This window comes from Marinobacter sp. LV10R520-4 (assembly GCF_002563815.1).
Taxonomy (GTDB): Bacteria; Pseudomonadota; Gammaproteobacteria; order Pseudomonadales; family Oleiphilaceae; genus Marinobacter.
Window position 1 is genome coordinate 2,515,215 of record NZ_PDJM01000001.1, and the last position, 25,671, is coordinate 2,540,885.

Below are 25,671 nucleotides of genomic sequence, written 5' to 3' on the forward strand. Positions count from 1 at the left end.
TGATTGGGTGTGTCTGTTTATCGGTTAAGGAATTATTAAAAGTAGGAGAAAGCTGGGACAGATTTATTTTAGCGACTTCTCTGGTGGCTTGGCGCTGATGCCAAGACAGGCCAGGGTGATTGTGCCTGGTTTTCCGAGGGTTATGCGGAAACTCGGTCGTTTTCTGTGGTTTCCAGTTTCACTCGAAAACCACAGGCTGCGGCGTACTTGCTGAGCGTTCCCCAGCTAGGGTTCCCCCGGCCACGCTCAAGTCTGGAGATGTTGCTTTTGCTCGTTCCCAGCTTCTTGGCAAGATCCTCTTGGGTAAGGCCCGCTTTCGTTCTCATAGTGATCAGTTGGTCGATCAGGTTGAATTCTTCCTGAAGGGCATCGTACTCTTTACGCACTTCAGGATTTTCGAGTGCCTTCTGCTTAAACTGTTTGAAACTCATAATTTTTTGACCTCCCTCAAACGCTCTTTTGCTAGCTCTCGGTCTTTCTTCGGTATTTTTTGATCTTTCTTCACAAAGACATGGAGAATGATGATTTTCCTATCCTGCATGTAGCAGAAAATACCTCTTCCAATGCCTTCTTTGGCTTTTGCGCGGATCTCGAACAGCTCATCACCAAGTGACTTGGTGTGTGGCTCCCCAAGGTTCGCTCCGTGCTTTTCCATCAATTCCATTAGCCGGATCATTCTCGCCTGAATTTTTGGCGGCATCCCGGCCAATTCTTCGTCTACCTTTCTGTAGAATTCAATGTCCCAGTCCATGGGTGCTCCGTATTTTCAGGTTATCATATATGATAACTCCAGCTATGGGAAATATCTTGAAAACCCAGGGCGGGGTGGCGCTGCCCGGTCGCTTGGTGCATGGTTGATGTTGTCCCCGACTTTATCTCGATAGGGCATAGGTAAGCGCCTGAACACAGCGGTCGAACAACGCTGCAGAGAAAAACGGGTGTTCGCTTGGCTGCTCAGCCAAAAATAGTTGACCACCGGATTCGCGGATGCCGCCTTCAATCATCAGGTTGTCACTCAGCTCAAAGTCCTCGATTGTATGGCTCATGTTGTCCAGGCCGGTTGCACCTGCCCGTTCCCGGTAGTGCCGGCTATCCAGGGTGAATCCGAATGCGGGCTTGCCCTGACCAATCATGTAACCCACCTCATACACGGTACCAGGGTCGCCGCTGATGCCGCGAAAGGGTGTCAGGTTGGCGATGATGGCATCGCAGCTGTCCATCAGTTCACGGTTGGCCTTGTATATTCTATGCCCGCGATCAGGTTTTGGTTGGCCATCTGAAAATGTCAGCTCGGTATCCAGCGGGTCTACGCCTTCAAACCCGTATTCCCGAAGGAGGCGCTTTTTCTCGGCCACGATGAGCTGGTGTTCGCTGGCTGGGAAGAAGACTTCCGGGCCGGCAAGGTAGATGCGTTTTGGCTTTGCCATAGGGGCCTCTTGAGGCTGGTTGTATATAATTGGGACAGACTAATTTTATTCACACTGGTTTTTTGCCTTGGGCTGTCTTCGTGACGTTATCAGCCCATTTCGAAAAATATCTATCAAACAAGAGCTATCAAACAATTATGACGAGAAAGACATTAGGTTTAACCCGAAAACCAATTAAAGACGCTAAACCAGTGGCTGGGGAAGCCGAAGCTATGGTTGAAGTTGAGGCTGATCCACAAAAACGTTTTTTAAATGGTGTGGCTATCAATCCAGCGCCGGGGATTCGCCTGGAGTCAGGTTCAGAAGAACTTACGGTGCGCGCGATGGATTTGATCACGCCTATTGGAATGGGGCAGCGAGGTTTAATAGTTGCACCGCCGGGGTCTGGAAAATCGACGGTTTTAAAACATATTTGCCAGGCGGTGGGAAAGGCGTATCCCGAGATTAAACTTTACGCGTTATTGATAGATGAGCGACCCGAAGAGGTCACTGATTTCAGGCGTAGCGTCCCGGCTGAGGTACACGCTTCTTCTTCGGATGAAAGCTATGCTCATCACGTTCGCGTTGCCGATGAACTTCTTGATATCGCCCGCCAACAAGCGGGCGAGGGTCACAACGTCATGATTGTGATTGATTCTCTCACGAGGCTTTCACGTGTGCATAATGCGGAGCGAAAGAGCAGCGGTCGTACGATGTCTGGCGGGGTAGATGCCCGAGCGATGGAGATTCCGCGGAGGTTGTTTGGCGCTGCACGAAACATTGAGAATGGCGGCTCGCTGACCATTTTGGCAACCGTTTTGGTGGATACCGGCAGCCGTATGGACCAAGTTATCTTTGAGGAATTTAAGGGCACGGGGAACATGGAGCTGGTTTTATCGAGAGACGTGGCGAATCAGCGAATCTTTCCCGCGCTGGATATTTCGAAAAGCAGTACACGCCGTGAAGAGCTGCTGTTGGATTCAAAAGATTTAGACAAAATAAGAGCATTGCGCCGGGCGCTTGGCGGTCTCAAACCGCTAGAGGGCACAAAAAAGCTGGTTGAGCTGCTTGAGAAGTACCCCACAAATGCCGAGCTTCTGAAAAACATTCCCGGGCCAGGATGATGATGTGCGGTAAAACCGGGACAGATTTATTTTTAAAACCGGGACAGATTTATTTTCGAGTGCCCGGTCTTCTAAGGTAACCCTGACCACTATTCCAGAACTTTTGGCCAGTTCGCGTCTGCCTGCCTAATGAATCCTCTGGTGTCCTCTAGCCATCGGTTCTGCACAGACTGGTTGTAGTTCAGATATAGACGGCCATCTCGGATGGCCCAGTGTTGTGGATCACCTTTGGCGAGGTAGCCTTGGGCGACCGCCCAGGTGTCGTAGCCGCCCGCTCCCGTATCGCTCAGCAGGCCCGTGTAGACGGAAGGTTGGGAAGCCCATGCACCAGTGGTCAGGAATAGTGCGAAGGTGATGAGTATCATTCGTCTGTTCATGTCGGTTCCCTCGAAGGATTGCAGGCTTAGCCTCATAGCCCTGAAGCAACAGCTCGTCAATGGGCGTTGCTCCTCTGCGCCGTTAGGCGTGTCAGAGCATGATTGAGGAAGCATGCTTCAAGAAAAGGTCTGTAGGGACGTTAAGCGACGTTTTTAGTTTCCTTTTTTGAATTTTGCTTTGCAATTGCCGCTCATGCACATCGTACAGTAATGCTCCCGGTCCTCGTGTTTGGGGCCCTCAGCGATCGTGATGCCGCAGCCGTTGCAAGGTCTCCGTCAAATTTTACAATGGCGTGTTCGTATTTCATAAGATGACCCTTCTCTCACACTCCTTTCGACTGAGCTATCAAGCATAAATCTAAGCACTGTCGGTGCCCGACTTTTACGCACTCATACTATATTACGAGGCTCGCGTCGGGTCAGACTGTTGGTTAGCCATCTGCCCTACATACGAAAACCGGGACAGATTTATTTTCCAGTTTCCGTATTTTTCCTGGCAGGCCAGCAATTGCCGGCGCCGGCCTTAGTGAATTTTTAGCAGTGCATCTTCGATGTCGCTGCTGTCTTCTGGGCGGACGACCCGCGCTATTTCTTCACCATCCTTCAAAAAAATCAGGGTCGGCCAGAGCTTAACGCCAAACGCCAAACGTCCGCCCCAATCTGCGGCCTTTGCCATCCTCAATCTTCACATGCGGAACGTCTGGGTGATTGTCCATTGCCGCCTTGATGTCCGCCTGAGCACCCTGGCAGATCCCGCACCAGTTGGTGCCGGATTCAATCACCATTGGGCCCGTGCTCTGGTCCAGCTCATCACGGCTCAGGGTTTCGGGTGTATATCGGCTGGTGTACGACATGGTGTCTCCTTGTTGGGTTATCCGTCTGGAAAATAAATCTGTCCCGGTTTTCCCACTCCTCGCTGGAAATCATGGAACGCGACTCCAAAATGATGCGCGGCGAACGGCCATTTGTGTTTGCGAATCTGTACGACGGGGTAGGGCTGGAGACGATTATCAGCTTTATTCTGGAACGGGGAATGCTGCCGGAGCGCAGGCCGGCAAAAATTGTTGAGACGGCCTGACTGAACACCCTTTTTTCTTTCGAATTAAAACGGAGAAATAGTCATGAAAAACATCAAAAAAATGAGTATCAGTGCAGTTCTCCTGCTGGCCTCTACCAACGCGCTGGCACACTCCAGCCACGAAGCCATTGGCGACGTTCTGCATATTGAATACCTGGTTGCGGCAGTGATTGTCAGCGCAATAGCGTTGGCGGTTTGGAAAAAGAGTAGGCAGCGAAGCGACGACTGAGCAATAGGCCAATTGGCCGTACAGATGATCTCGGTCGGCGCCTGCATCCTCCGCGCCGGCATTGCCTGGCGTGGACTGAGAGTTTCGGGTGTAGAAGTCGAAATTGCGTTCTCTGTAATACTGCCAGACACTATAATTGCGACCATGGCGAGGCCGCCGACTGGGGTAACCGGTTCACTGGTTGGGTGTTTATGGTATTGCGAACGGGGCTGACATGCCGGCCGGAGCGACGTTGGTCGCTTACTTGGCAGGGTTCTCTAGTGTGACGGGCTCTTTCCTTTGCTGGCTACGGCGCCCAGATGCAGGAGGTCGATCACTGCGTCGCTGACATGCAGGGGTTAATTCGATTAGCAGAAGAATTGCGCGTATAGTTTTGCGGTCGGAGTGGAACTTTGACTCATTATTTGGGTAAACCAGTTTGCAAAAAACGATAGGGCATCTACGATGCGGCTGAATGATTTCGAAATTAGAGCAGCGCTGAAGGAAAAACTTTGCGACCAGTCGATTAAACCAAGAGCTATCGTCGATGAGTTGCGTGTTCATAACGGAAATGCAATTGCAGATGTAGTCGCTTTATATTCTGAAGCGCACTGTTTTGAAATCAAAGGATATAACGATAAAATCGAAAGAGTTTTGAGGCAAGGGAATTATTATAATACTGCATTCAGAAAAATAACTTTAGTAACCACTGAGAACCATTTAAATAAAGCTTTGGAAATCATCCCTACTCATTGGGGAGTAATTATAGCATGCAGCTCGTCAGGAAAGGTTCGGTTGAAGCATGTGCGCAGATCAAATAGTAACCCATTTTTTGATAAAGAATTAGCTCTTCTTACTCTATGGAAGAGCGAGATGCTTGACATTTTAAATGAGAATAAACATAAGAAAAAGCCAAGAGAGCTTTTAGCTCAATTGATTTCTGGAAGTAAGCGGAAAGTAGAATTGAGTGTTAATATATGTGATGCTTTGGTGGATAGAAGTATGAAATCCGCTACGGTTTAATAGGGTTTCTAACTGAATAAGTTATATGTGCATTTACCGATGGCTTAACAATTGTGTTCGGATAGCAGTTATTGCCTAGACTTTGACTTTTTTGATAAAAGTATTTATCGCCAAGAGAGTATGGGCTGCCACGAAAAAAAGTTTTAGCACAAAGAACTGCAGCTAAATCAAAATATTGTTTCGCCCCCCGCGTTTTTAGAGAGCCACCTCTAATGAAATAATGTTGGTCGCCAAAAGAATAACTTAGTTTAGCTGTTGTTCTGTTCTGCATTTGCTCTGGAGGAATATCGGCATCTGAGTAATTTGGACTTACAGTAGTATAGTCACCGAAAGTAAATTTAATATTTGGCCCGGATTTGCAGGTTTTCTTGAAAATATCCGTTTCCTTTCTTTGCACATAACTTTCATTGTTTGGCGCAAGAATCTCAGCAATGGATGCAGGTATGGAAGATCCCGTGACTATGATTTTCCGGGTTGAATACTTTGCGGTAAAACCTGTTGAGAAATTGATGATTTCATTTGCAATAGTTTGAGCGTCAAAGTTTGAGCAGACTCTGCAGTCAAAAATAAGATCAATTTTTTCAAATTCATTGAAAACGAATTGTAGATCTTCAGTAATTTCATTTTCAACAGCTTTGAAGTTCTGAAAGTCTTCTGGGGTGACCCTGAATGCAACAACAGATGATTTAATGGTGCCATTGATCTTTAGCGCTGATACAGATTTTTGATGCAGAGTGCTACGATCAATTGATACTACAGGAATAACTGGAAAATCTTTGAGCAGCTCCAGTATATATCTATATACGTGTTTTCCGTCAATGGTATGGCTATCTTTCAAGTCGTAGGTGTCATAATAAAAGGTTTTCGACGTTCCTAGGTGCTTCTTGAGACTTTTAATGAGTTTTTCAGATGAGGATTTGAAACTTTCTTCGATTTCACAGTTCTTTCTTTTCGGATAGTCAAAAAATGGTATTACTTTTTCAAGAATATCGGCATCTAGTTCGGCTAGTGCAATAATTTCATTAGACTTGCTTTTCAGAAAAGGAATGTAATTAATCATGTCCAAAAATAACTTCCCTAGTGTTTATTTCGTTAACTAAACGGCTGAAAGAAGAATAGTTTCCTTGTTCTCTCCGTAACAGTCCTGCTATAACACTCTTGTGAATGCCAATTTCAGAGGAAAATTTTTCTATTGCTTCGAAGCTTTTATCGTACTTTGGCTCGCAGTTTCGCCAAACATGTCTATCCACAATGGCAGACTTTGCAAGTCTGTTAGCGGATATTTCAATTTCACTATTTGACTCAATATCGAAATTTTCTAGAATTGGGTTGTTTAGTAAATCCATGTGAAGGTAAATATGCGAAAGTTCATGCAGTAGCGTGAACCAGAAATTATCCAAGCGGGAGTATCTGAGGCTCATTCCAATTACTGGATGTCCAGAATCAATTTTGAAAACAACACCGTCCAGTTTCATGGACGGTAAAGAACGCATATATATGAGAATAATTCCAAGATTAGAAAGGATTTTCGGAAGCTCGGTAATGATATTAACGTCTACACTAAGTTGTGCGATGGTTCTTAGTTTATTCTTATCTATTCCCTCAAACGAGCGAGTGGAATTCTTAAAGGCGGACACTTCCGCTTGGGATTTGATCTTAGAAAACCAGAGTGATGTTAGAGAGAAGCTTGCTGTGTCGGACTTTCTATATAGTGCTGAATCGTGGTTTCTATGTATTTCTTTAAAGAGATTTACCAGCGAAGTGGTGTCGTTTTTCGAAGAAATCCAGCCCCGCTTAACTAACTCTGATTTTGGTAGTGATTTTAATTGGTTTTTGTATATTTTAAAACTTTCATAAAGCTCTGTCGCGCTAGAATAGGATGTCTTGCTCGATACACTAAAGTCTTCCCAAGCGTCCAAGCTGAAGCTTTCTCCATCCTTATTCATGCCGCCCCCAATAATCGTAAAGCATCGTCTTCTAGAAGTTCAAAATATAGTAAATTTTCTTTATTTCTGTTCTCAACATTTACCATCTTTAATTTTTCGTAGTAGGCGCTAGCTTGAGGCAGAGAGTGTAAAGAAAATCCTGGTTTTAAGTTGAGTTGGTTAACCGCGAATTTTAAAGCTGCAGTAAGCATCGTTGAACCAATACGAAAATAATCTCGCTCACGCACCAAGCAGCTTCTATTCCATGGCGCAACAGCCAAAAATTCCACATAAAAAATATTTGAATCGCAGAGAGCACTGTTCTTTGGGTGGAAAATCAGACAGGCTGCTTGAGGTTTGCTATCAGCATAAAGGTAGAACCATTCGTAATCATCGCCCGTGGTACCTAAAGATTTTTTGAACCAATTCCAGTGATGGTCTTCGGTCTGAATGCTGTTTAATACCTTATTTAAGTACTCATCATCAAAGTTCTGTTGCTCTATATACCCAAATAGCTCAAGGTTTGAGCGGGCCCAGCTTTCGTCACAATCAAGCGATGCAGCAATATCCCACCCGTGATGAATAGAATAAGAACTACTTTCACCAGAAGAATTTTTCAGAGTTCCTTCTTTTATAACTTTGCTATCTGATTGGATCTCGCCGTTTGCTATAAGTTTTTTTAATTCGTCGGAAGTCACGATGAATTATGCCCTAAATAAGTTTATTCTATCAATAATATCATAGTGTATTCGCGAATTATATGTCAATTAAATGCTACGTTATTTGATAGTTTAAAGACAGTGAAAATATAATTTTTAAGACTTCCCGAGAAAACCAAGATAACTTTTTTGATTAGCGCTCCGGTTAACCGGCGTTGAAGCCTTGCTTGATCGATATGAGACTCCGCAGCACTGGGGTTAGAGGTTGCGGTCGATGCACTGAAGGAATTCAGAGCCACAGACGCAGAGGGAATGTTACAGAGGAAAATCGAGGCAGACTTATTTTACGAACTTTCCGCTGACTGGTCCGCTGCATCCGATTGTTCAGTTTCTTCAACATCCGACTCTTGAGAGATTTTCGGAGGTGCCGGACTCCAGGCCTTCAACCATTGACCAGCCTCATGATAGAAATGAGGGACAGCTTTTTCCAGTTCTTCAATGAATATCTTTCGACCGCTGAACTTACCTGCCAAATCTACTTCGTATACCACCTCCAGATTGGTGGCGGTGGTATTGGAGGTTTCGGACTCTAGCAATTCAGGCGATTCCCGCAGGGCACTCAACGGCTGGTATGTTGTCTCGGCTTTCCCGGGTCTTGTTGCCCGAACAAAGAAATTAGCCGGGCTAGTGCGTTTCAGTTGCCGGAGCAGCCAATTGACTCTGGCCTTTGTGCTTTTTTTATCTTTCGGCGCTGTGAGTTTCATGGAGCAATAAATCATTCGTCGCTGCAGGTCTGCGTGTATTTCCAGATCAGCAGCGGCGTTGATGATGCTTAACGCACATTTGAGTACAGGTTCTTTGCAGAAATCCGTCGCGTCATCTTTGACACGCTCCGCTGCGTCTGTCCGATGGCTGTTTTTGAGCTTTAGAGAAACGTTGCTGCCGGTCAGCCTAGACATGATTAGGCAAAGGTCCCGCTGTTCCTGATGCCAGGCTGCAATGGTGTTTTGTACCTCGTCACTGGATTTTGCAAGTGAAGCATGGCTTTTCACTTTGTTGACGACATCTTTCCACTCGCTATTCATCTGGTCAAAGTTACTGATGCCAGACCGGTCACTTTCGAAATACCGGAGAATTTCACTGAGGATGAAGACTTGGTCTACGTCTTCAACATCGTTATTCTTGAGCAGGAGTTGGCACTGGGTGCGGATAAATGCCCAGGACCAGTGATAAAGCGCGACTGAGCGAGTGGCGATTTTTGGAAGTTTTACCGGGTGATGAGTTGGGAGTGCTGCGAACTGATTGGTGATGGTAATGACTGCGTCCAGCTTGTGGTTCTTCGCTTGTTGTAGATAGCGTGATACCTGTTCTTCGCCGATTGTTTCGTTCCCTACTTTCGCCTCAATCAATGCTCGCCATTCACGCTTCCCGGTACGGAGAATCAGAATTCCGTCTGGTCGGTCTTTTTGTTGCGCGGTCTTCTTGTCTTCATTCGCAAAAACCACCTCAGTCCAGGCCTCTAACGTGGCGCTGCTTCCGACACGGGTGCCAATAGATTTTAGCAGTGCTTGGCGAAGTTCAAGCACGGAGCGCATACCTGCGAGTAATACGGATATAGACTTTTGTTCACGGGCACTGTCTGCAGTTATCGGGATAAGACGGGCAGGTTCACCACCAGACAGGAATTCAGGACGAGTCGTCACAGCGCTAGCTCCATGCTTCGATTTATTTCAATTCGCTAAGGAAGACTAGCAGTGATGATGGGGTGTGTCTGTTTATCGGTTAAGGAATTATTAAAAATAGAAGCCGGGATAGATTCATTTTTTGATTAGCGTTGAAACTTGGTTTGATTGATATGAGGCGCTGGGGCCAGGTCTTGCGTTTTGCCCCTGCCTTGTCCTTTCGTTGTAATCGTCTCAGTCTGCCCGGCGGTTCTGCCAGTAATCCTGATTGGTATCCTCAAACCTCGTTGAGGGCTTAACCGTTGCACTATTGTTGCGTGATGCGCAACATGCTAGAATTCCACCATGATTAAATCATTCCGTCACAAGGGACTGAAACGGTTCTACTCAACTGGCAGCACGGCAGGGATACAAGCCGACCATGCCAAGAAGCTGCGTATGCAACTTGCCGCCCTTGATTATGAGGTTTATCACTAATGACTATGCATAATCCGCCGCATCCCGGTGACTTTATCCGGGAGGTATATTTGGAGCCTTTCGGCATAAGTTCTCGCCAGCTAGCTTTAAGCTTGAGGGTTTCGCCTTCAACCCTGTCTCGGTTGCTAAAAGGCGATAGTGGCATTAGTCCGGAGATGGCATTGCGGTTATCAAAGGTTCTTGGTCGCACACCGGAAAGTTGGTTGGCGATGCAGGATATCTATGATCTCTCGGTGGCGCGGAATACGCTTAACCTGGATGACATTCATCCCTTGGACTTCGAGGCGGCTTAACCAGGCTGCCAACCAGAAAAAAAAAGCGCACCGCTTTTTGTTTCTGGATTTAAGGACCGACCTGACTCCGAGGAACTTGTTTCTAGGCCTACCTTTGACCCTTTTTTTTAAGACTCTCAGATCTATGAATCAAATAGGAGGCGGTGGCGTCGAGGGGATCGCGACCAAGTACGGCTGTCGCTCCGGGATGAAAGCTGGAAACTGGGTTCAGGTCGATGAAAACGGGATTGTCCTTTTCGTCCAGAAGGTACTCGACTGCGCCGAGCTCCATCCTTGCGGCCCGTAGAATTTTTTTGACTGACTCGGTCACCTTCGGGGCAATTTCGCGAGGAGGCAAGAGGGTAACATCCGATTCCGGGAGAGCCAGGCAGTAGTTGAACTCGTCAGCTTGAATCGGTGAGCGGGCTTCGTAAAGGATGTCGGAGCCGAGGACTTCGATCCGGTGGACGCAGCCGTCTGCGGCGGTTAGCATCTCTTGCTCAATCCAGCCTTCTTCTCGACTGAAAAGTCCATCCGGGGCGGGTTCGCCGTCTTCAAGCGCCCGAATCCCTCGCCCAAAACCACCTGCAGGTGGCTTGAGAAGGACAGCCTGCCCATGTATGGCGCGTCCGCCGGGAACGGCGGGGTACGTTTGCGGCGTACGCACTCCGCACTCGGTAAAAAGCTTGGCTTGAGCCAACTTACTGTAGCCGATTTGGAAGCAGAGTGATCCGTTGATCACAGATCTACCCTCGGCCTCCCAGGTTCGCAAAGAATGGGTGATCCGATCCGCCCGAGCCTTATCCCGCTCAGCAAGAAGGGCGGATACGCGGTTGACGATTAACCCATTCGCTACGATCTCCTCCGGATCATCAGTGACTTGTACTTTGATGCCCCTCGATTCTAAAAGGTCAACGAGGGGGCGAACCCATTCTGGGATATCTGTGAGAATTAAAATAGACATTGATTAGTATCCGGCTGGCTGAGGCAAAGGTCCCCGTGCTTGCCTAGCAAGGGGTTGCGCAGGGTCGCGCGAGGAGCTTTCCGCAAAGCGGGCGCTTACGAATTTTGCTTTGCAATTGCCGCTCATGCGCATTGTACAGTAGTGCTTACGGTCCTCGTGCTTGATGTTCTCTGCGATAATGATACCGCAGCCGTTTCAAGATACCCATTTTGGGTATAAAATTACCCAAAATGGGTTTTAGGGGCGCCGTTAACATGCCAGCAGTAACAAGATCGAACCGCACTGGGTTAGCGGATGCCCTGTTCTCACAAACCCGCCAAAAGGTACTGCGACTGTTCTTTGCACGCCAGGAAAGGGACTTTTCGGTCAAAGAACTTATCGAGCAGGCGGAAGCAGGTTCGGGGGCTGTGCAGCGGGAACTGTTGCGTCTGGTGGACAGCGGCCTGGTGCAAGTGAAGCTGCAGGGGCGCCAGAAACGATATAGGGCCAATCCGGACTCGCCCGTTTTTCCGGAGTTGTCTTCTCTTGCCTCCAAGCTACTCGGCCCAGAACAACAGGTTGAGGACGCTCTCAATTCGATTAGCGATAAAATCGATCTGGCCCTGATTTATGGGTCGGTGGCGAAGAGAACCGATCATGCCAATAGCGATATCGACCTCATGTTGGTATCGGATTCCCTCACCCTGGAGGAGGTCTTTGAAGCGTTAGGGCCAGCAGAGATCAAGCTTTCCCGCACCATCAACCCAACCCTCTACAAGCAAGAAGAGTTTAAGAAACGTCGAGCCAACAAAAACCCTTTTTTGAGAAAAGTCCTGGGAGGACAGTACAAATTGTTGAAAGGGGGCATTAATGAATGCAGAAGCACTGGAGAACCTGGTTCGTATACACAAACTCCACCATGAGGCGGTAGACGCCCTGATCATGTTATTAGGCGGCTATTTTGCCTCAGGTGGGTCAATTTTCAGTTGGCGCTGGTGGGTCAGTATTACTGTGGCGGTGACAGCTCGTCGACTGACTTGCGGATGCCAATGTCCTGGTGAACATTGAACGCTTTTCTTCATGGCTCGAAAAGACAAGCCTGCGCGACTGCCCATGATTCACGGCGATGTGGCGTTGTGGGGTGGTATTGATCGGGCGCTTGATGCTTTGTTAATGTTGCCCCCGTCAATTGGCACCTGAAACCTGCTCCATAACCGGGGCTTTGTGCCACGTTGAGCGATCCATCCAGGGGTCGCGCAGGCCAATGTGCCCGATCCCGGGCAATTTGACGGCCAAAGCCAGAGGGTCAATACCAATGTTGAGGCCGAGGATGTTCAGTTCAACACCTTCCCGGATACTCGCCATAATCGTCGCAGTCTGCATTATTCTCGCGTAAGCCAGATTGTTCCAGAGGCAAAACGCAAGACCTGGCCTTCGAGGGCTCGATTCGCGGCAATGTCGATAAGACCGGCCGTGCTGCGAATCTTCCCGATGTCCAGAAGCTGGAGTTCTTCGGGCACGATTTTTATATGCTCCACGACGTCAAACTGATCGGCATCGATCTGCAAAGCTGTTGCCGCGTGGTAATCGCCGGCCATTCTCACAAACCCCGTAACGAGTGGATCGGCGACGTGCTTTACTTCAATCCTGGTGGCGCTGGGCCCCGTCACTTTACGCTACCGATCATGGTAGGTCGGCTACAGGTGGGCAAATGCCGTGTGACCGGTAAAATCATCGAACTGCCGGGTTGATTCATTCGGCCCACCGCTTTGGTTCAACCCGTGTCCCGTTTCAACGGTAACCCTCACTGAACGCCATAGACCTCAATAATCGTGTTGGCCAGCTCAAGGTCATTCTCATTTGACAGCGCAAGCTGGTTCAGTGCCCGACTGGTGGTGTCTTTTTCTGAAAGGTCGATATCGAGCAACTGAAGAAGAGCATCCAGTTTTTCACCACCGCCAGTAGCGAGTTGATGGCGAAGCTCACCGCTGAACGCAATGATGATTTCCTTTATCTGTCGCGGTTTGGAAGTCGAGATCCCTGTTGGTGTGTCCGGATTTAGTGTTACGAAGTATTGGTCCGGTGAGAACTCATGGATGGCACCGGAAGCCCCATCTGTAGTCGAGCCCAGCAGGCCCCCCAACACGATGTTGCCAAAAAACCATGGATTGGTCGAAGTTGACAGCTGAGCTGTATAAGTTTTGTAGCCTTCCTTTTCAAATGTAATGGATTGGTTAGACGCACGATCCACCGGTACAGTAAGCGGTGTCTTACCGAGCACACGACCGGAAACGGTAATCGTGGCCTCGTCTGGCTCGCTGTTGAACGTAAGCTTTTGGTCAGTTCCAGAAACAACTGATGCGCAACCGGCGAACAAAAACGCGACGGCGACCAGTGCGAATAATGCAAAGTGCTTCATAATACTTCCTTGTTGTGGAGCAGGCGGTCAGGCGGATTATTGATTCAGGGATATTTCGCCGGGCTGGATATGCAGTTCAGAGAGTTTCTTTAGCAGGCTCATAATGTTGGCTTTTCCAGCACCCTCGTTGGCCAGCCTTAAGCGCTTAATAGCCGCAAAGGCGTCGCCAATCGTAGCGGTGTAGGGGGCGACAATGGTTTCGTTCATGACGATCGCATCATTGTTTTCGCGATCAGTCAGGATGTACCTCACGTTTGTTGTCACTTCGAAGTCCAGCCCGAAAATGGGTTGGTCCACTTCCAGCAGGAGAGCCTCAAGCTGGTAGCGGCCGTTGCCGGACAGGAGCCCCTGTTTTCTTAAGCTTTGCTTTAGAGCGCCAGCGAAGGCGTCATTGTCTATTTCGGAGGTCCAGGCAGGGTTTGTTTCTTCGCCTCCGGAGACGTTGGTCACATTCAAATTGTTGTTAAGATCTGTGTCGTAGGCCTCGACTGGCCCGTCATAGACCATGTTTTCCATTTTCGCTCCTGAAGCGCACCCTGATAAATAGAGCAGCGCGGCCAGTATTACCAAAACCTTTGCGTTTCGCATAGTAGATTCCTTTTTACTTATTCGATTGATGTGTATATTTCTCGCTGATTACATGTAGCTTTTAAGAGCGCGACATAGTAGCTGAGCGTTGATGAGTTTGCTATTGATAAAGGCGCTAAATGGAGTGAAATTTTGTGATATCACTTGGGATAGCGACGTGAGTTTACTAGCAGATCAGGAATGTGACTCTCTGATCGCTTGCGGTAAACTTACTTTCAAATCGCTGCTGGATATATCGCAATCGGCAATGCGACAGTCATTCACAGCTTGAGTAATATGGAGCGCGGCACTCAATATGCTTTTAAGCTGGTATCAGCTGAGATTCCACATCGGTGGAGTAACTTGAAAACCGGCGAGGTTCTGGGGTCAGCTCTTGTGTTTTGCCCCAAAGAACTATGGAACTATCGCTAACTGCGGGCGCTTGCTGCCTGGTTAATATTGCCCCCGTCAATTGGCGTCTGAAACCTGCTCCATAACCGGGGCTTTGTGCCACGTTGAGCGATCCATCCAGGGGTCGCGCAGGCCAATGTGCCCGATCCCGGGCAATTTGACGGCCAAAGCCAGCGGGTCAATGCCAATGTTGAGGCCGAGGATGTTCAGTTCAACACCTTCCCGGATACTCGCCATAAGGCCGAAATAACCATTGAGGGAGAACTGGTAGCCCGAACCGCTGGGAGCTTTCGCAAATACTCCGTCAGCAAGATAGTCTTTTCCGATGGCAATGTTGGGCAGCGCAACATTCAGTTCGGGTACCTGCCGGATTACCCAGGCTACAAAGGTATTACTGTTGGGCCCGGGCCAAGCGTTGTATTCATTCGCGAAGGGGTAGGCGTCGATAGCTGTTCGGATATTGATGATGGCGGCGTCCGCTTTCTCACCACGGAGATCTGCCAGCAACATCGGCGGGTTGCCATACCAAGCGGTATCCGGCTCACCGGGGCGTGACCGCACCGCCTTATAACCCCAGCCAGTGACATCGTGAACTTCGTAGGTGGATGCCCCGCGCACCTTGGTCGCAATCCAGGTATGGACCGCAAAATTGCCGCGCCAATTATAAGCACGGGCACCATAAACCTGCACAATGGCTTCTTCCGTCTGGCTGGGTAGTGGCGCAATGCCTGCGCTGGAGCGATCGGCGTCACGCCAGCTCTGGCCAGACTGACTACTGCAGGCCGTAATCAGTGCGGGGCCGGCCAGCAGAACCAACAAAAATACGGTGGTTCTGACGAGCCATCGAAGGGGTTTAATCATTCCAGGGTTACCTCGGACTGCATGCATTGGTTGGTGATTACAACTCAGCTAATATACGTCCCATATAATCTCAAGTATCAATGCGAAGCATTACCGGCAGCTATTGTTAGGGCTTCCGGTGGCTCAAACAGGAACCAGCTCCCAGACCGTATTTGTTTATGGCTATCCCTGTTCCCGGTAAGGTAGTGCCGCTTGAACAAGGTGCCGGGGTCCGGGTCTTGCGTTTTACCCCTGCCTTTCCATTTCGTTGCAATCGTCTCAGTCTGTCCCGTGAAAATCGGCGTGAAATGATTTTCGCATCTGACGATAACCGCCGCGCCTTTTGTCAGTTTTCGACGAAGTGTGAAACCTTCAACCGGGAATGCCACGCCCACTGCCTGATGGGCAATCACTACCATCTTTTGATTGAAACTATTTCTTTGGACTGCATTATTCTCGCGTAAGCCGGATTATTCGAGAGGCAAATCGCAAGACCTGACCCCGAGGAGTTTAACGGCTCCCTGTCTGTTTGCTTAGTACTGTCAAAACCGGCCTGGTTTGGGGTTTTTTGGTCGCGTTCTTATGTAAAATCTGAGCGTACTTTCAACAATAAGTGCTCCAGATTTTAAGAACAGGCACTATTTTAGATCATTTATTGATCAATTTCGCACCACGGCTTGTCCTTGACCTTTTTTTACAGCTTCAACGTGAAACTAAGCGGCAGCCCGTCAGGCCGGGAACGAACTTGAGTGACTGGTTAGGGGGAATGCGCCGAGTTTACCCCCTAACAGAAATCCGCCATGGTGGCTTTGCGTTGACTTCTGAGTCCCGTTGCAAATGGGGTGATAACTGCTTACTTTCATCCTTTTCAGCGAAAAATTCGATTATTGCACTTTCGACAGCTCTAATGGGATCGCCAGAATTTGTGTATTTGGCTGCTACGGAAATATCTACGTTACCCAACTTAGGGAGAGTGCCAATGTTATCCAAGATGGATACGCCTTCCCCTAAAGCAATGTGTGGGATGGCCGATATGGCAAAGCTATGCTCCACTGCTGAGAGTACGCCTGCCAGAGACGATGCTGAGAAAGCTACTTCATACTCCAATCCGAAATTGTCCAACGCGCTCGTTATTAATGAACGATCAGAGCATCCCGTGGTGAAACACGCTATTTTTAATTGCTCTGCTTCCCAGCAAAAATGCTCGTTTGGTGCAATCCACACCATAGGAGAGGACAACAATAGTCTACTGGAGATAGTCCCAGGGCAGTTCTGGGTCAACGCAATATCAATTTCCCCAGCAGAATAAGAGCGCCATATTTGCTCGCTATATCCTGATATGACTTCTATCGATAGGCTTGGAAGTGATTTTCGGCAGGAACGGAGCAAGTGCGGCACAAAGCTAGCTAAAAAAGCGTCGCTGGTGCCTATTATGACCTTTTGCTCTGTAGCCAACCCAGACAATTCGCTTATGGCAATCTCGTTTATTTCCACAATCTGGCAAGCTCTTTTCAGAAAAAGCTTGCCAGCGCGTGTCAGACTCACGCCTTTGCTGTGCCTCTGAAAAAGTGAGGTCCCTACCTGTTGTTCAAGCTTCTTAATTTGCCAACTGATAGCTGACTGGACGCGGTGCCGGCGCAAAGCCGCCTTCGAAAAGCTACTTAATTCGGATACCGTGATGAAGCTGCGCAAACAATCGATATCGAGGTCCATCTACTTTCTCCCATGTCACGAGGCGCGATCCCATCGAGCTACTTGATGGGCCCCTATCAAATTCTTTCGCTTCTATCGTAATTCAATGATTGCTAAGTTGAAACCTCGGTTCTAATTTGGAGAAAGCAAATGTCCTCTTACATCGTTGGGAAGCTTGACCTACGTAATGTCCATTCTCGCGAAGAAATCGAGTGGCTTAACAGTTTTCCTAAAACCCATGAAGAATATGATGAATTTGCCCAAGGGTACTGAGCATAATAATCATGTGGCAAAATAATCGATTAGATTTGGCTCGTATGGCACCGCTATTGTTTCTATTAATGTGGGGTAGTGGTGCTATTTTCGTTAAAGCGGGCCTCCAAGAAGCCTCTGTTCTCTCCTTCCTCCTGGTAAGGTCGTTGGGCGCTTTATTGGTTATGATCTTAATGGTGGTGATATTCAAAAAGGGCGAAGTTCGGAGTTTCCAATTACTGACCTGGAAATCATGGCTCAACATTGTTCTTGTGGGTATATTTCTCCAGGTTTTATATCAGGGATTTTTCTTTAGCTCAATCGCATACGGGCTCTCCCCTGGGATGCTCGCCATCGTTCTCGGCTGTCAACCATTACTGACGCCGTTACTTGCTTTTGAACGAATCGGGGTCAAGGGATACTGTGTATTGCTTTTCGGCTTCACTGGCCTGGTAATAGCCATCCTCGGGGGAGGAAAAATCGATGTAATTACCCTACCCGGAGTTATTTCTGCGCTCTTGGCCGTATTGGCAATGACAATAGGCACTATCTTGCAGAAGCGGACACACGTTAACGTTATTGGCTCAGTGCTCGCTCAATATTGTGTTTCTTCATTTGTATTTACAATAGCAGTTTTACTTTTTAGTTTCGAAGTCAATCCAAGTCTTCAGTTTGTCTTTTCGGCTATTTGGATGATTCTAGTCGTTTCAGTGGGTGCGATACTGCTGCTGGTTTTTATGCTCAACAATGATAAGGCTAGTAAGGTTGCAGCTCTATTTTTCTTAGTTCCAGTAATCACTTATACCCTAGATTATTTGGTATATGACACGCCGGTAACACTCATGACATTTGGTGGTGGAATTATGGTGGTCGCTTCATTATTAACGTACCGAAAAATTGCCTAGTAACCGAAAATTCTCGAATGCAGCTTGGCCATTGTAATGTTAAGTGGAAACAGTTCATGCAATGCCAATAGCATTTCTCGTGAACTCCAAGGTAGCACCCTTCTCCACTCTCACTTAGGAGGTCCGTGCCCTACCTAAAAGTTCATGACCTGATCCTATTTCGCGTACTCGGTCATGTGAGCATTTATATTTCGTTCGACCTATAAAGGAGTGGAAACCATGGATTTGATAGGAACACTGGACTCTCCTTATGTCAGGCGCGTTGCCATCTCTCTCGAGTATTACGGCATCCGATACCGACATAAGCCCATCTCAGTATTTGATTCGTTTGACGAGTTCGCAAAAATAAATCCTGTCGTAAAAGCGCCAACAATTGTTCTTGATGATGGTGGTGTTCTGCTCAACTCAAGCCTGATCCTCGATTACTTCGAACGACAAAACCATACGGGGCGCCGCCTGATGCCAGACGAGCCATTAAAACAGGCGCGTGCGGTGCGAACAATCGGACTTGCTCTTGCAGTCTGCGAAAAGGCTATTCAAATTATCTACGAGAGAAAAATGCGTCCACTGGACAAACAATATGAACCGTGGGTGGATCATATTACCGCACAACTTTTGGCGGCTTTTCGTGAACTTGAGTACGAAATAGATAGCTCAAAACCATCGACAGACGGCTCTATTGAGCAAGCTGGAATCACCGTCGCTGTGGCGTGGTCTTTTAGTCAACGAATGTTGGGCGATATTGTCGTGGAAAAACAATTTCAAAATATCAACGCTTATGTGAGGGCTATCGAAAAACTACATGTATTTCAAACGATCCCGCTTTGTTCCACCCACAACATCGAAAGGGCGAAAAGAAAGGAAGCGCGTTTCAGACAGGCGCTGTTTCGATCCTAACAGATTAGCGTGCCGGGGCTAGGTCTTGCGTTTTGCGCCTGCCTTGCCATTTCGTTGTAATCGTCCCAGTCTGCATTATTCTCGCGTAAGCCGGATTGTTCGAGGGGCAAAACGCAAGACCTGACCCCGAGGAACGTTGCGAGGCACTGAAGGGATTCAGTGCCACAGACGCAGAGGGAATTTTACAGAGGAAAATCGAGGCAGACTTATTTTATGAACTTGCCGCCGACTGATCCGCTGCATCCGATTGTTCAGTTTCTTCAACATCCGACTCTTGAGAGATTTTCGGAGGTGCCGGACTCCAGGCCTTCAACCATTGACCAGCCTCATGATAGAAATGAGGCACAGCTTTTTCCAGCTCTTCAATGAATATTTTTCGACCGCTGAACTTAGCTGCCAAATCTACTTCGTATACCACCTCCAGGTTGGTGGCGGTGGTATTGGAGGTTTCGGACTCTAGCAATTCAGGCGATTCCCGCAGGGCACCCAACGGCTGGTATGTTGTCTCGGCTTTCCCGGGTCTGGTTGCCCGAACAAAGAAATTAGCCGGGTTAGTGCGTTTCAGTTGCCGGAGCAGCCAATTGACTCTGGCCTTTGTGCTTTTTTTATCTTTCGGCGCTGTGAGTTTCATCGAGCAATAAATCATTCGTCGCTGCAGGTCTGCATGTATCTCCAGATCAGCAGCAGCGTTGATGATGCTTAACGCGCATTTGAGTACGGGTTCTTTGCAGAAATCCGTTGCGTCATCCTTTACACGCTCAGCTGCGTCTGTCCGATGGCTGTTTTTGAGCTTTAGAGAAACGTTGCTGCCGGTCAGCCTGGACATGATAAGGCAAAGGTCACGCTGTTCCTGATGCCAAGCTGCAATGGTGTTTTGTACCTCGTCGCTGGATTTTGCAAGTGAGGCATGGCTTTTTACTTTGTTGACGACATCTTTCCACTCGCTATTCATCTGGTCAAAGTTACTGATGCCAGACCGGTCACTTTCGAAATACCGGAGAATTTCACCGAGGATGAAGACTTGGTCTACGTCTTCAACACCATTATTCTTGAGCAGGAGTTGGCACTGGGTGCGAATAAATGCCCAGGACCAGTGATAAAGCGCGACTGAGCGAGTAGCGATTTTTGGAAGTTTTACCGGGTGATGAGTTGGGAGTGCTGCGAACTGATTGGTGATGGTAATAACTGCGTCCAGCTTGTGGTTCTTCGCTTGTTGTAGATAGCGTGATACCTGTTCTTCGCCGATTGTTTCGTTCCCCACTTTCGCCTCAATCAACGCTCGCCATTCACGCTTCCCAGTACGGAGAATCAGAATTCCGTCTGGTCGGTCTTTTTGTTGCGCGGTCTTCTTATCTTCATTCGCAAAAACCACTTCAATCCAGGTCTCTAACGTGGCGCTGCTTCCGACACGGGTGCCAATGGATTTAAGTAGTGCTTGGCGAAGTTCAAGCACTGAGCGCATACCTGCGAGTAATACGGATATAGACTTTTGTTCACGGGCACTGTCTGCAGTTATCGGGATAAGACGGGCAGGTTCACCACCAGACAGGAATTCAGGACGAGTCGTCACAGCTAGCTCCATGCTTCGATTTATTTTAATTTGCTAAGGGAGACTAGGGGCTGTTGACGTTTCATTACATCGGCAACCATAAAAATCCACAAGCCATGGCGACGACGCTCTCATAGTTGCGTTTCAATTTGTCATAGCGCGTCGCCAGCCCACGAAAATGTTTCAAGCGTGCAAACGCATTTTCCACCAAATGACGGTGGTGATATAACGACCAATCCATATCTGCATTACCTATGACCGAATTCGACTTTCTTGGAATTACGGCGATGGCACCTCTGCTTCTAATCTGTTCGCGAATCTTTTCACTGTCATAACCTTTGTCCGCTATCACGGCTTTAGCCGGCGGTAATGGTTCAATTAATTCGCTTGCCGCCGTGCTGTCATGGATCTCGCCGCCCGTTACTGTAAACTCAATCGGTAAGCCGTAACTATCGACTGCCAAATGAATTTTTGTTGTATTTCCGGCGCGACTTTTACCGATAGCTTGCGAGTCAGCACCTCTTGCGCCCGTGCTATGCTGATGGGCTTTCACATAGCTTCCATCAATAAATTCCCACTCAGTATCCGGTTCGCTGACCAGGTTTTTGAACAGCAGCAACCATTTTCCTTTTTTTGACCACTCATTGAATCTTTTATACACCGAGTTCCATCGACCGAAACAAGAAGGTAAATCTCGCCACGGACAACCCACTCGCAGTCGATAAAACATGCCTTCGACCATCATCCGCAGGTCGCGCTTGTTATAAATATTTTCTTGAAGCATCATTCCTTTTAGCTTCGACCAGTGCTCATCACTGAGCATGAATCGGGGCATGGCAAACTCGTTTTATTGGTGGTGTAGGAACCTTAATATTACGAGTTTACCTATTTTATTCAATGCCTTATGCGAAAACGTCAACAGCCCCTAGCAGTGATGATGGGGTGTGTCTGTTTATCGGTTAAGGAATTATTAAAAATAGCAGCCCGGACAAATCCATTTTTTGATTAGTGTTGAAGCTTGGCTTGATCGATATGACGGGGTGCCGGGTGACCGGCATTCTTACTGCGACCGAAATGACGACCCCCACTATTGGTAGCGGTAGGTTTGGGAAGTTACCCGCCAGGGTAACGCTGGGGCAAGCATCACATGACCGCTGCGAAGCGCTCGATGGGTGGCTGAGCGCGGTGATGTGCCTACCACAGATCGTAATCCATCTGGGCGCCCAGCCAGACACGCGCTTTGCCGATGCCGGCCAGCTCAAGCCGAACCGCGAGATCAGGGCTCACTGGGGCGCGCCCATGCATTATGCGTGACAGCGTCTCACGCGCCATGCCAAGACGGCGGGCCAGCTCGGTAACGCTAAGTTTGAGCTCGGGGAGCACGTCTTCGCGCAATGTTTCACCTGGGTGAGGGGGTTGATACATAGTCATGAGTTGCCTCCAGTTCAGTGATAGTCGAGGTAGTCGACCAGCTCAACATCATGGCCGCTGAAGCGAAGTATCAACCGCTAGTTGCCGCTTACCGTCAGTGACCAAAATCCCACCATCTCGCCTTTGAGTGGGTGCAGTCGCCAACCGGGAATATCAAGATCTTCCGGGGCTGTCGCTAGATCCATGAATGCCAGAATGCGAGCTAGTCGCTTGGCATGATCGGCGCGTATGCCACGAGTTGAACCCGTATCATAGAACTGGCGAAGTCCCTTGTGTTTGAAGCTTATGATCATGTTTTAATGTGATGTATTGGGTCACGGTTTGCAAAGGAAAAAAAGTGTCAGAGCAGACAATCTTGATCAACTCTGCGGCCTAAATCTTAACGTGGCAATGAAAGGGCGCGTAACCATTTAATTTGGATCAATCCGGTTCAACCACCCTGTTGTTATCCAGATCGCCAGTCGACCGCAGCGCCCGCTGGAATCAGCACCGTCTCTGGTTATAATGGCGTACTTTGAACCTTCGCAGAGAATCCTATGCCAATCGAAAAGAATCAGGTGGTCTTGTTTCACTACAGCGTCAGTGATGAACAAGGCAAGGTCGTTGAAAACTCCCGTGGCGGCGAGCCGAACGCCTACCTGCATGGCCACGGCGGCATTATCCGAGGCCTGGAAGAAGCCCTGCAAGGTCGCGACGCCGACGAAAGTTTCAGTGTCACCATCACTTCGGAAAAAGCCTACGGCCCGCGTAAAGCCGATTCCATACAGCGTGTGCCGATCAAGCATTTGATCGGTGCCAAACGCTGGAAGCCGGGCATGATCGCGCAGGTAAAAACCGAGCAGGGCCAGCGCCATGTGATCGTCGTTAAGGTTGGCCTCAAGTTTGCCGATATCGACAACAACCATCCGATGGCCGGTAAAACCCTGACTTTCGATGTCGACATCATCGAAGTACGCGCCGGCAGTCCGGAAGAGATAGCCCACGGCCACGCCCATGGGCCGGGTGGGCATCATTGAAGGATTATCTTCACGAGAAAAAACCGATAAAAGGCTGAAGCATGCAAATCGGCGTCATCGCAGACACCCACGGTAAAATGCGTCCAGAAGCTCTGGAGGTATTGAAAGGCTCAGACTTGATCCTTCACGCCGGTGACGTCGGTCGCGACGAGGTTCTGGAAGCGCTGGAGGCGATTGCACCCGTGATTGCAATTCGCGGCAATATCGACAAAACAGGCCGCGCAGCAAAACTTCCCGATGTTCAGGATTTCGAATTCCTCGGCCACGCTTTCTACATGCTCCACGACGTCAAAATCCTCGACATCGATCCGCAAGGTCGTTACCGCGTGGTGATCGCCGGCCATTCCCACAAACCCCGTAACGAGTGGATCGGCGACGTGCTTTACTTCAATCCGGGTGGCGCCGGGCCCCGGCGCTTTACTCTGCCGATCACGGTAGGGCGGCTGCAGGTGAACGAAGACTGTGTAGCTGGTGAAATCATCGAATTGCCGGTTTGATCAATTCGGCCGGCTGCTTCAGTTCTAGGAAAACGGCGGAGAAGAAAACTGGGACCGGTTTATTTTTCGTTCAAATTCATTCCGCGGCATCTGCTTCACCTTTGGTTTCATGCTCGGTTCCAGGCGCATGCTCGGGTGGGCTGTAAGTTGTGTAAAGCTTGAGCATCCCACTGCCGGTGTTGCGGAAATTGTGGAATGTTCCAGACGGCACGATGCTCACGTCGCCTGGTTTCACCGAAACCTTGACATCGTCGATGGTAGCTTCACCCTCGCCCTCTACAAAGTAGAGCAATTGGTCGTGGCCTTCGTGAACTTCACCACCGATCTCACCGTTTTCCGGAATGGCCATCAGAACCAGCTGAGTGTTTTTTCCTGTCCAAAGGACCTGACGGAACTCGTCGTTTTGTTTTGCCATTTCAACAACGGGCAGTGTCGTTTTACGAGCTTCTTTCATCATTCTGTCTCCAATCGTGGTCACGGTGTGGAGCTTTGGATTCTAGCCGGGTCCTTCCGTGCCAACCTGATCTTTGTCGAATTGAGAATGGGTACCATCACAGTATGGGGCATCATTGGTGCGTTTGCACTGACAGAGGAACGCGTGGCCGTCTTCTGCTGCCAGGAAGCTTTTGGGAGTGAAGCCTGTGCCTGCGTGCGAGCCATCGCAGAAGGGTTGATCGCTGGAACGCCCGCAGGTAGGATTCAATCTGATCCTGGGCCTGATCCTGGGCCTGATCGTAGTGGTGATCGGTTCTACCGGGCGGTCACAGAGGCTCAGGTGACAAGCCGGGCATAAATATCCCCCGAGGCAATTCCGTCAGCTCCTGCATTAAGCCATTGCCGGAGTGACTCAGGATCCTGCCATAAAGGCCAGATAAAACGGCGTTGCTCACCGGCAACAACATTGAATTCGTGCCGACCCAACCGCTCCAGCTCCTGAAGGCATCGCAATGCCTGATCCAGGGTGCCGTTCACGAATTCAAAGGACAGTGCCGGCAGTGGCTGGTTCAGCCCCGCCAGCACTTCCACCTCAAAGCCTTCCACATCAATCTTGCAGAAGCTGGGCTGGCCATACTGTCGTATCAGCTCGTCCAGCGTGGTGACCGTCACGGTGACCGAGTCTTCCCAGCGCACATGTTGGAAACCGGGACTGGTTGTGCGCAAGTGTTCGCGCCAGCGGCTGTCCAGTGAGGCCACCGTCGGATTACGCAAGCTCAGCGCCAGTTCGGCTTTGCCCGGGGCCCGCCCCGCCGCCAGTGGCAGGCACACTATCTTGGGTTGATGCCGGGTCAGGCGCTGCAGCCAGCGCAGCAGTCGTGGCTGCGGCTCCAACGCCACCACCCGTGCCCCCAACGCGGCAAACGCGGAGCTGCGGTCCCCCAGGTGGGCGCCGATGTCGAATACCAGATCGCCGGGGCGGATGAATTCACTGTAGAGCCGGCGTAAAGCTCTCTGGCGCCCGGGACGTCGATAGATGACAAAGGACCGTAGAAGTCCCAGGCCGCATTTAAGTTGATCGGTAATGGCAACCCGCAAGGTCATCTCCTTTTGCTTTAAGCCCCAAGGGTTTTCTTGGTCTTTATAATAGCCGGCAATAGGTTGTTTCATAAGTCCCAGTCTAGCAGCCTGTCCGACTTAACCAAGCAGTATCGAAGTGAGATAACCGGGACGACACGGGCCATAACCGGAATTCAATGATGGGACATTTCGTAATTGCTGATCGGAAAACCGACTACCCGAAAATCGGTACAGCGCTGTTTTTTCAGTTTTCGACGAAGTGTGTGAGACCGTCAACTGGGAATGCCACGCCTGTTGCCTGATGGTCAATTATCACCATTCTTTGATTAAAACTATTTCTTTGGACTGCATTATTGGCGCGTAAGTCGGATTATTTGAGAGGCAAAACGCAAGACCTGACTCCGAGGAATCCGTTCGCGGTAAAAGAGAAGCTGTCTACGGCAAGCCTGATTTGCCCGGGGCCAGTGGCGAGTCGGTTGCGTTAGCGCCGAGAGGAACCAGGCGTT

The 25,671-nt window shown here is 49.1% G+C and carries 30 protein-coding genes and 4 pseudogenes; 12 read left to right on the forward strand and 22 right to left on the reverse strand.

Features of this window, described 5'->3' with window-relative positions; genetic code table 11:
- Window positions 1-140: 140 nt before the first annotated feature.
- The 3 genes from ATG98_RS12095 to ATG98_RS12105 form a co-directional block, all read right to left on the reverse strand.
- Window positions 141-431: a helix-turn-helix domain-containing protein gene (locus ATG98_RS12095; protein ID WP_007352686.1), complete on the reverse strand. Its 291-nt coding sequence runs from the start codon at window positions 429-431 to the stop codon at window positions 141-143.
- The gene (locus ATG98_RS12100) at window positions 428-751 is read right to left on the reverse strand and encodes a type II toxin-antitoxin system RelE/ParE family toxin (protein ID WP_098423264.1); all 324 of its coding nucleotides are present in this window, start codon (window positions 749-751) and stop codon (window positions 428-430) included. Before ATG98_RS12100 ends, ATG98_RS12095 begins: the two co-directional genes overlap by 4 nt.
- Before the next feature lie 121 nt (window positions 752-872).
- Window positions 873-1,427, reverse strand: coding sequence for a nucleoside 2-deoxyribosyltransferase (locus tag ATG98_RS12105; RefSeq protein ID WP_098423266.1), 555 nt, complete (start codon window positions 1,425-1,427; stop codon window positions 873-875).
- A gap of 29 nt (window positions 1,428-1,456) precedes the next feature.
- Between ATG98_RS12105 and rho the strand changes: the two genes are divergently transcribed.
- On the forward strand, window positions 1,457-2,530 hold the full coding sequence (rho, locus tag ATG98_RS12110; protein ID WP_228706111.1) for a transcription termination factor Rho: 1,074 nt from the start codon (window positions 1,457-1,459) through the stop codon (window positions 2,528-2,530).
- Window positions 2,531-2,619: 89 nt separating this feature from the next.
- Here rho and ATG98_RS12115 read toward each other — a convergent pair whose 3' ends face one another.
- Window positions 2,620-2,895 carry a hypothetical protein gene (locus ATG98_RS12115; protein ID WP_228706112.1) on the reverse strand — a complete coding sequence of 92 codons (276 nt, stop codon included), beginning with the start codon at window positions 2,893-2,895 and terminating at the stop codon, window positions 2,620-2,622.
- 535 nt (window positions 2,896-3,430) lie between these two features.
- Window positions 3,431-3,761: pseudogene (locus ATG98_RS12120) on the reverse strand (thioredoxin family protein).
- A 53-nt stretch (window positions 3,762-3,814) separates the two neighbouring features.
- On the opposite strand from ATG98_RS12120, the pseudogene ATG98_RS12125 reads away from it, so the two are divergent.
- The 3 genes and pseudogenes from ATG98_RS12125 to ATG98_RS12135 form a co-directional block, all read left to right on the forward strand.
- Window positions 3,815-3,985 (forward strand): annotated as a pseudogene (locus ATG98_RS12125) (urease accessory protein UreG); the annotation flags it as partial.
- A 43-nt stretch (window positions 3,986-4,028) separates the two neighbouring features.
- Complete coding sequence (locus ATG98_RS12130) at window positions 4,029-4,214, forward strand: DUF6732 family protein (RefSeq protein WP_098423270.1); 186 nt, start codon at window positions 4,029-4,031, stop codon at window positions 4,212-4,214.
- A 444-nt stretch (window positions 4,215-4,658) separates the two neighbouring features.
- Window positions 4,659-5,216, forward strand: coding sequence for a sce7726 family protein (locus ATG98_RS12135; protein ID WP_098423272.1), 558 nt, complete (start codon window positions 4,659-4,661; stop codon window positions 5,214-5,216).
- Here the strand turns inward: ATG98_RS12135 and ATG98_RS12140 are convergent.
- The 4 genes from ATG98_RS12140 to ATG98_RS12155 form a co-directional block, all read right to left on the reverse strand.
- Window positions 5,206-6,276 (reverse strand): beta family protein, encoded by a 1,071-nt coding sequence (locus tag ATG98_RS12140; protein WP_098423274.1) that lies wholly within the window; start codon window positions 6,274-6,276, stop codon window positions 5,206-5,208. The two genes, ATG98_RS12135 and ATG98_RS12140, sit on opposite strands and share 11 nt — an antisense overlap.
- Window positions 6,269-7,162: an ImmA/IrrE family metallo-endopeptidase gene (locus tag ATG98_RS12145; protein ID WP_098423276.1), complete on the reverse strand. Its 894-nt coding sequence runs from the start codon at window positions 7,160-7,162 to the stop codon at window positions 6,269-6,271. Before ATG98_RS12145 ends, ATG98_RS12140 begins: the two co-directional genes overlap by 8 nt.
- Window positions 7,159-7,839 carry an N-acetyltransferase gene (locus ATG98_RS12150; RefSeq protein WP_098423277.1) on the reverse strand — a complete coding sequence of 227 codons (681 nt, stop codon included), beginning with the start codon at window positions 7,837-7,839 and terminating at the stop codon, window positions 7,159-7,161. Before ATG98_RS12150 ends, ATG98_RS12145 begins: the two co-directional genes overlap by 4 nt.
- A gap of 305 nt (window positions 7,840-8,144) precedes the next feature.
- The gene (locus tag ATG98_RS12155; RefSeq protein ID WP_228706114.1) at window positions 8,145-9,503 is read right to left on the reverse strand and encodes a hypothetical protein; all 1,359 of its coding nucleotides are present in this window, start codon (window positions 9,501-9,503) and stop codon (window positions 8,145-8,147) included.
- Window positions 9,504-9,827: 324 nt separating this feature from the next.
- Here ATG98_RS12155 and ATG98_RS12160 point away from each other — a divergent pair.
- Together ATG98_RS12160 and ATG98_RS12165 are read left to right on the forward strand one after the other, a co-directional pair.
- Window positions 9,828-9,941 (forward strand): annotated as a pseudogene (locus tag ATG98_RS12160) (type II toxin-antitoxin system RelE/ParE family toxin); the annotation flags it as partial.
- Between the two features lie 17 nt (window positions 9,942-9,958).
- Complete coding sequence (locus ATG98_RS12165) at window positions 9,959-10,252, forward strand: HigA family addiction module antitoxin (RefSeq protein ID WP_018403444.1); 294 nt, start codon at window positions 9,959-9,961, stop codon at window positions 10,250-10,252.
- Between the two features lie 88 nt (window positions 10,253-10,340).
- Here ATG98_RS12165 and ATG98_RS12170 read toward each other — a convergent pair whose 3' ends face one another.
- Window positions 10,341-11,195, reverse strand: a complete 855-nt coding sequence (locus ATG98_RS12170) for an ATP-grasp domain-containing protein (RefSeq protein WP_098423280.1) — start codon at window positions 11,193-11,195, stop codon at window positions 10,341-10,343.
- Window positions 11,196-11,449: 254 nt separating this feature from the next.
- Between ATG98_RS12170 and ATG98_RS12175 the strand changes: the two genes are divergently transcribed.
- Window positions 11,450-12,097 carry a nucleotidyltransferase domain-containing protein gene (locus ATG98_RS12175; protein ID WP_098424438.1) on the forward strand — a complete coding sequence of 216 codons (648 nt, stop codon included), beginning with the start codon at window positions 11,450-11,452 and terminating at the stop codon, window positions 12,095-12,097.
- A gap of 262 nt (window positions 12,098-12,359) precedes the next feature.
- Here ATG98_RS12175 and ATG98_RS12180 read toward each other — a convergent pair whose 3' ends face one another.
- Both ATG98_RS12180 and ATG98_RS22720 read right to left on the reverse strand, forming a co-directional pair.
- Window positions 12,360-12,557 carry a hypothetical protein gene (locus ATG98_RS12180; RefSeq protein WP_228706115.1) on the reverse strand — a complete coding sequence of 66 codons (198 nt, stop codon included), beginning with the start codon at window positions 12,555-12,557 and terminating at the stop codon, window positions 12,360-12,362.
- Window positions 12,557-12,772, reverse strand: coding sequence for a hypothetical protein (locus ATG98_RS22720; protein ID WP_267283836.1), 216 nt, complete (start codon window positions 12,770-12,772; stop codon window positions 12,557-12,559). The genes ATG98_RS12180 and ATG98_RS22720 overlap by 1 nt, the downstream gene beginning before the upstream one ends.
- On the opposite strand from ATG98_RS22720, the gene ATG98_RS12185 reads away from it, so the two are divergent.
- Window positions 12,677-12,925 carry a metallophosphoesterase family protein gene (locus tag ATG98_RS12185; RefSeq protein WP_267283860.1) on the forward strand — a complete coding sequence of 83 codons (249 nt, stop codon included), beginning with the start codon at window positions 12,677-12,679 and terminating at the stop codon, window positions 12,923-12,925. The genes ATG98_RS22720 and ATG98_RS12185 overlap by 96 nt on opposite strands.
- A 53-nt stretch (window positions 12,926-12,978) precedes the next feature.
- Here the strand turns inward: ATG98_RS12185 and ATG98_RS12190 are convergent, their stop codons facing one another.
- From ATG98_RS12190 to ATG98_RS12210, 4 genes are all read right to left on the reverse strand, one after another.
- Window positions 12,979-13,593 (reverse strand): PEGA domain-containing protein, encoded by a 615-nt coding sequence (locus tag ATG98_RS12190; RefSeq protein ID WP_098423284.1) that lies wholly within the window; start codon window positions 13,591-13,593, stop codon window positions 12,979-12,981.
- Between the two features lie 36 nt (window positions 13,594-13,629).
- Window positions 13,630-14,109, reverse strand: a complete 480-nt coding sequence (locus ATG98_RS12195; RefSeq protein ID WP_228706116.1) for a hypothetical protein — start codon at window positions 14,107-14,109, stop codon at window positions 13,630-13,632.
- 519 nt (window positions 14,110-14,628) lie between these two features.
- On the reverse strand, window positions 14,629-15,432 hold the full coding sequence (locus ATG98_RS12200; protein WP_098421338.1) for a DUF3750 domain-containing protein: 804 nt from the start codon (window positions 15,430-15,432) through the stop codon (window positions 14,629-14,631).
- A 756-nt stretch (window positions 15,433-16,188) separates the two neighbouring features.
- Window positions 16,189-17,124 (reverse strand): LysR family transcriptional regulator, encoded by a 936-nt coding sequence (locus tag ATG98_RS12210; protein WP_098421340.1) that lies wholly within the window; start codon window positions 17,122-17,124, stop codon window positions 16,189-16,191.
- Between the two features lie 263 nt (window positions 17,125-17,387).
- On the opposite strand from ATG98_RS12210, the gene ATG98_RS12215 reads away from it, so the two are divergent.
- Complete coding sequence (locus ATG98_RS12215; protein ID WP_098421341.1) at window positions 17,388-18,260, forward strand: DMT family transporter; 873 nt, start codon at window positions 17,388-17,390, stop codon at window positions 18,258-18,260.
- A gap of 219 nt (window positions 18,261-18,479) precedes the next feature.
- The gene (locus ATG98_RS12220; RefSeq protein WP_098423288.1) at window positions 18,480-19,157 is read left to right on the forward strand and encodes a glutathione S-transferase; all 678 of its coding nucleotides are present in this window, start codon (window positions 18,480-18,482) and stop codon (window positions 19,155-19,157) included.
- 211 nt (window positions 19,158-19,368) lie between these two features.
- On the opposite strand, the gene ATG98_RS12225 is transcribed toward ATG98_RS12220, so the two are convergent.
- The 4 genes and pseudogenes from ATG98_RS12225 to ATG98_RS12240 all read right to left on the reverse strand — a co-directional run bounded on the left by ATG98_RS12225 (window position 19,369) and on the right by ATG98_RS12240 (window position 22,430).
- Entirely contained in the window at window positions 19,369-20,727 is a 1,359-nt protein-coding gene (locus ATG98_RS12225; RefSeq protein ID WP_228706117.1) for a hypothetical protein, read from the reverse strand.
- Window positions 20,728-20,791: 64 nt separating this feature from the next.
- The gene (locus tag ATG98_RS12230; protein WP_098418337.1) at window positions 20,792-21,541 is read right to left on the reverse strand and encodes an IS5 family transposase; all 750 of its coding nucleotides are present in this window, start codon (window positions 21,539-21,541) and stop codon (window positions 20,792-20,794) included.
- 359 nt (window positions 21,542-21,900) lie between these two features.
- Entirely contained in the window at window positions 21,901-22,137 is a 237-nt protein-coding gene (locus ATG98_RS12235; protein WP_098421344.1) for a HigA family addiction module antitoxin, read from the reverse strand.
- A gap of 14 nt (window positions 22,138-22,151) precedes the next feature.
- A pseudogene (locus tag ATG98_RS12240) lies at window positions 22,152-22,430 on the reverse strand (type II toxin-antitoxin system RelE/ParE family toxin).
- Between the two features lie 243 nt (window positions 22,431-22,673).
- Between ATG98_RS12240 and ATG98_RS12245 the strand changes: the two are divergent.
- A complete protein-coding gene (locus ATG98_RS12245; protein ID WP_098423290.1) occupies window positions 22,674-23,153 on the forward strand; it encodes an FKBP-type peptidyl-prolyl cis-trans isomerase in 480 nt (159 codons plus the stop codon).
- A 41-nt stretch (window positions 23,154-23,194) separates the two neighbouring features.
- The gene (locus ATG98_RS12250; protein WP_098423292.1) at window positions 23,195-23,650 is read left to right on the forward strand and encodes a metallophosphoesterase family protein; all 456 of its coding nucleotides are present in this window, start codon (window positions 23,195-23,197) and stop codon (window positions 23,648-23,650) included.
- Between the two features lie 76 nt (window positions 23,651-23,726).
- Here ATG98_RS12250 and ATG98_RS12255 read toward each other — a convergent pair whose 3' ends face one another.
- Together ATG98_RS12255 and ATG98_RS12265 are read right to left on the reverse strand one after the other, a co-directional pair.
- On the reverse strand, window positions 23,727-24,107 hold the full coding sequence (locus ATG98_RS12255; RefSeq protein WP_228706118.1) for a cupin domain-containing protein: 381 nt from the start codon (window positions 24,105-24,107) through the stop codon (window positions 23,727-23,729).
- 314 nt (window positions 24,108-24,421) lie between these two features.
- Window positions 24,422-25,255, reverse strand: a complete 834-nt coding sequence (locus ATG98_RS12265) for an FkbM family methyltransferase (protein ID WP_218925860.1) — start codon at window positions 25,253-25,255, stop codon at window positions 24,422-24,424.
- Window positions 25,256-25,671 lie beyond the last annotated feature (416 nt).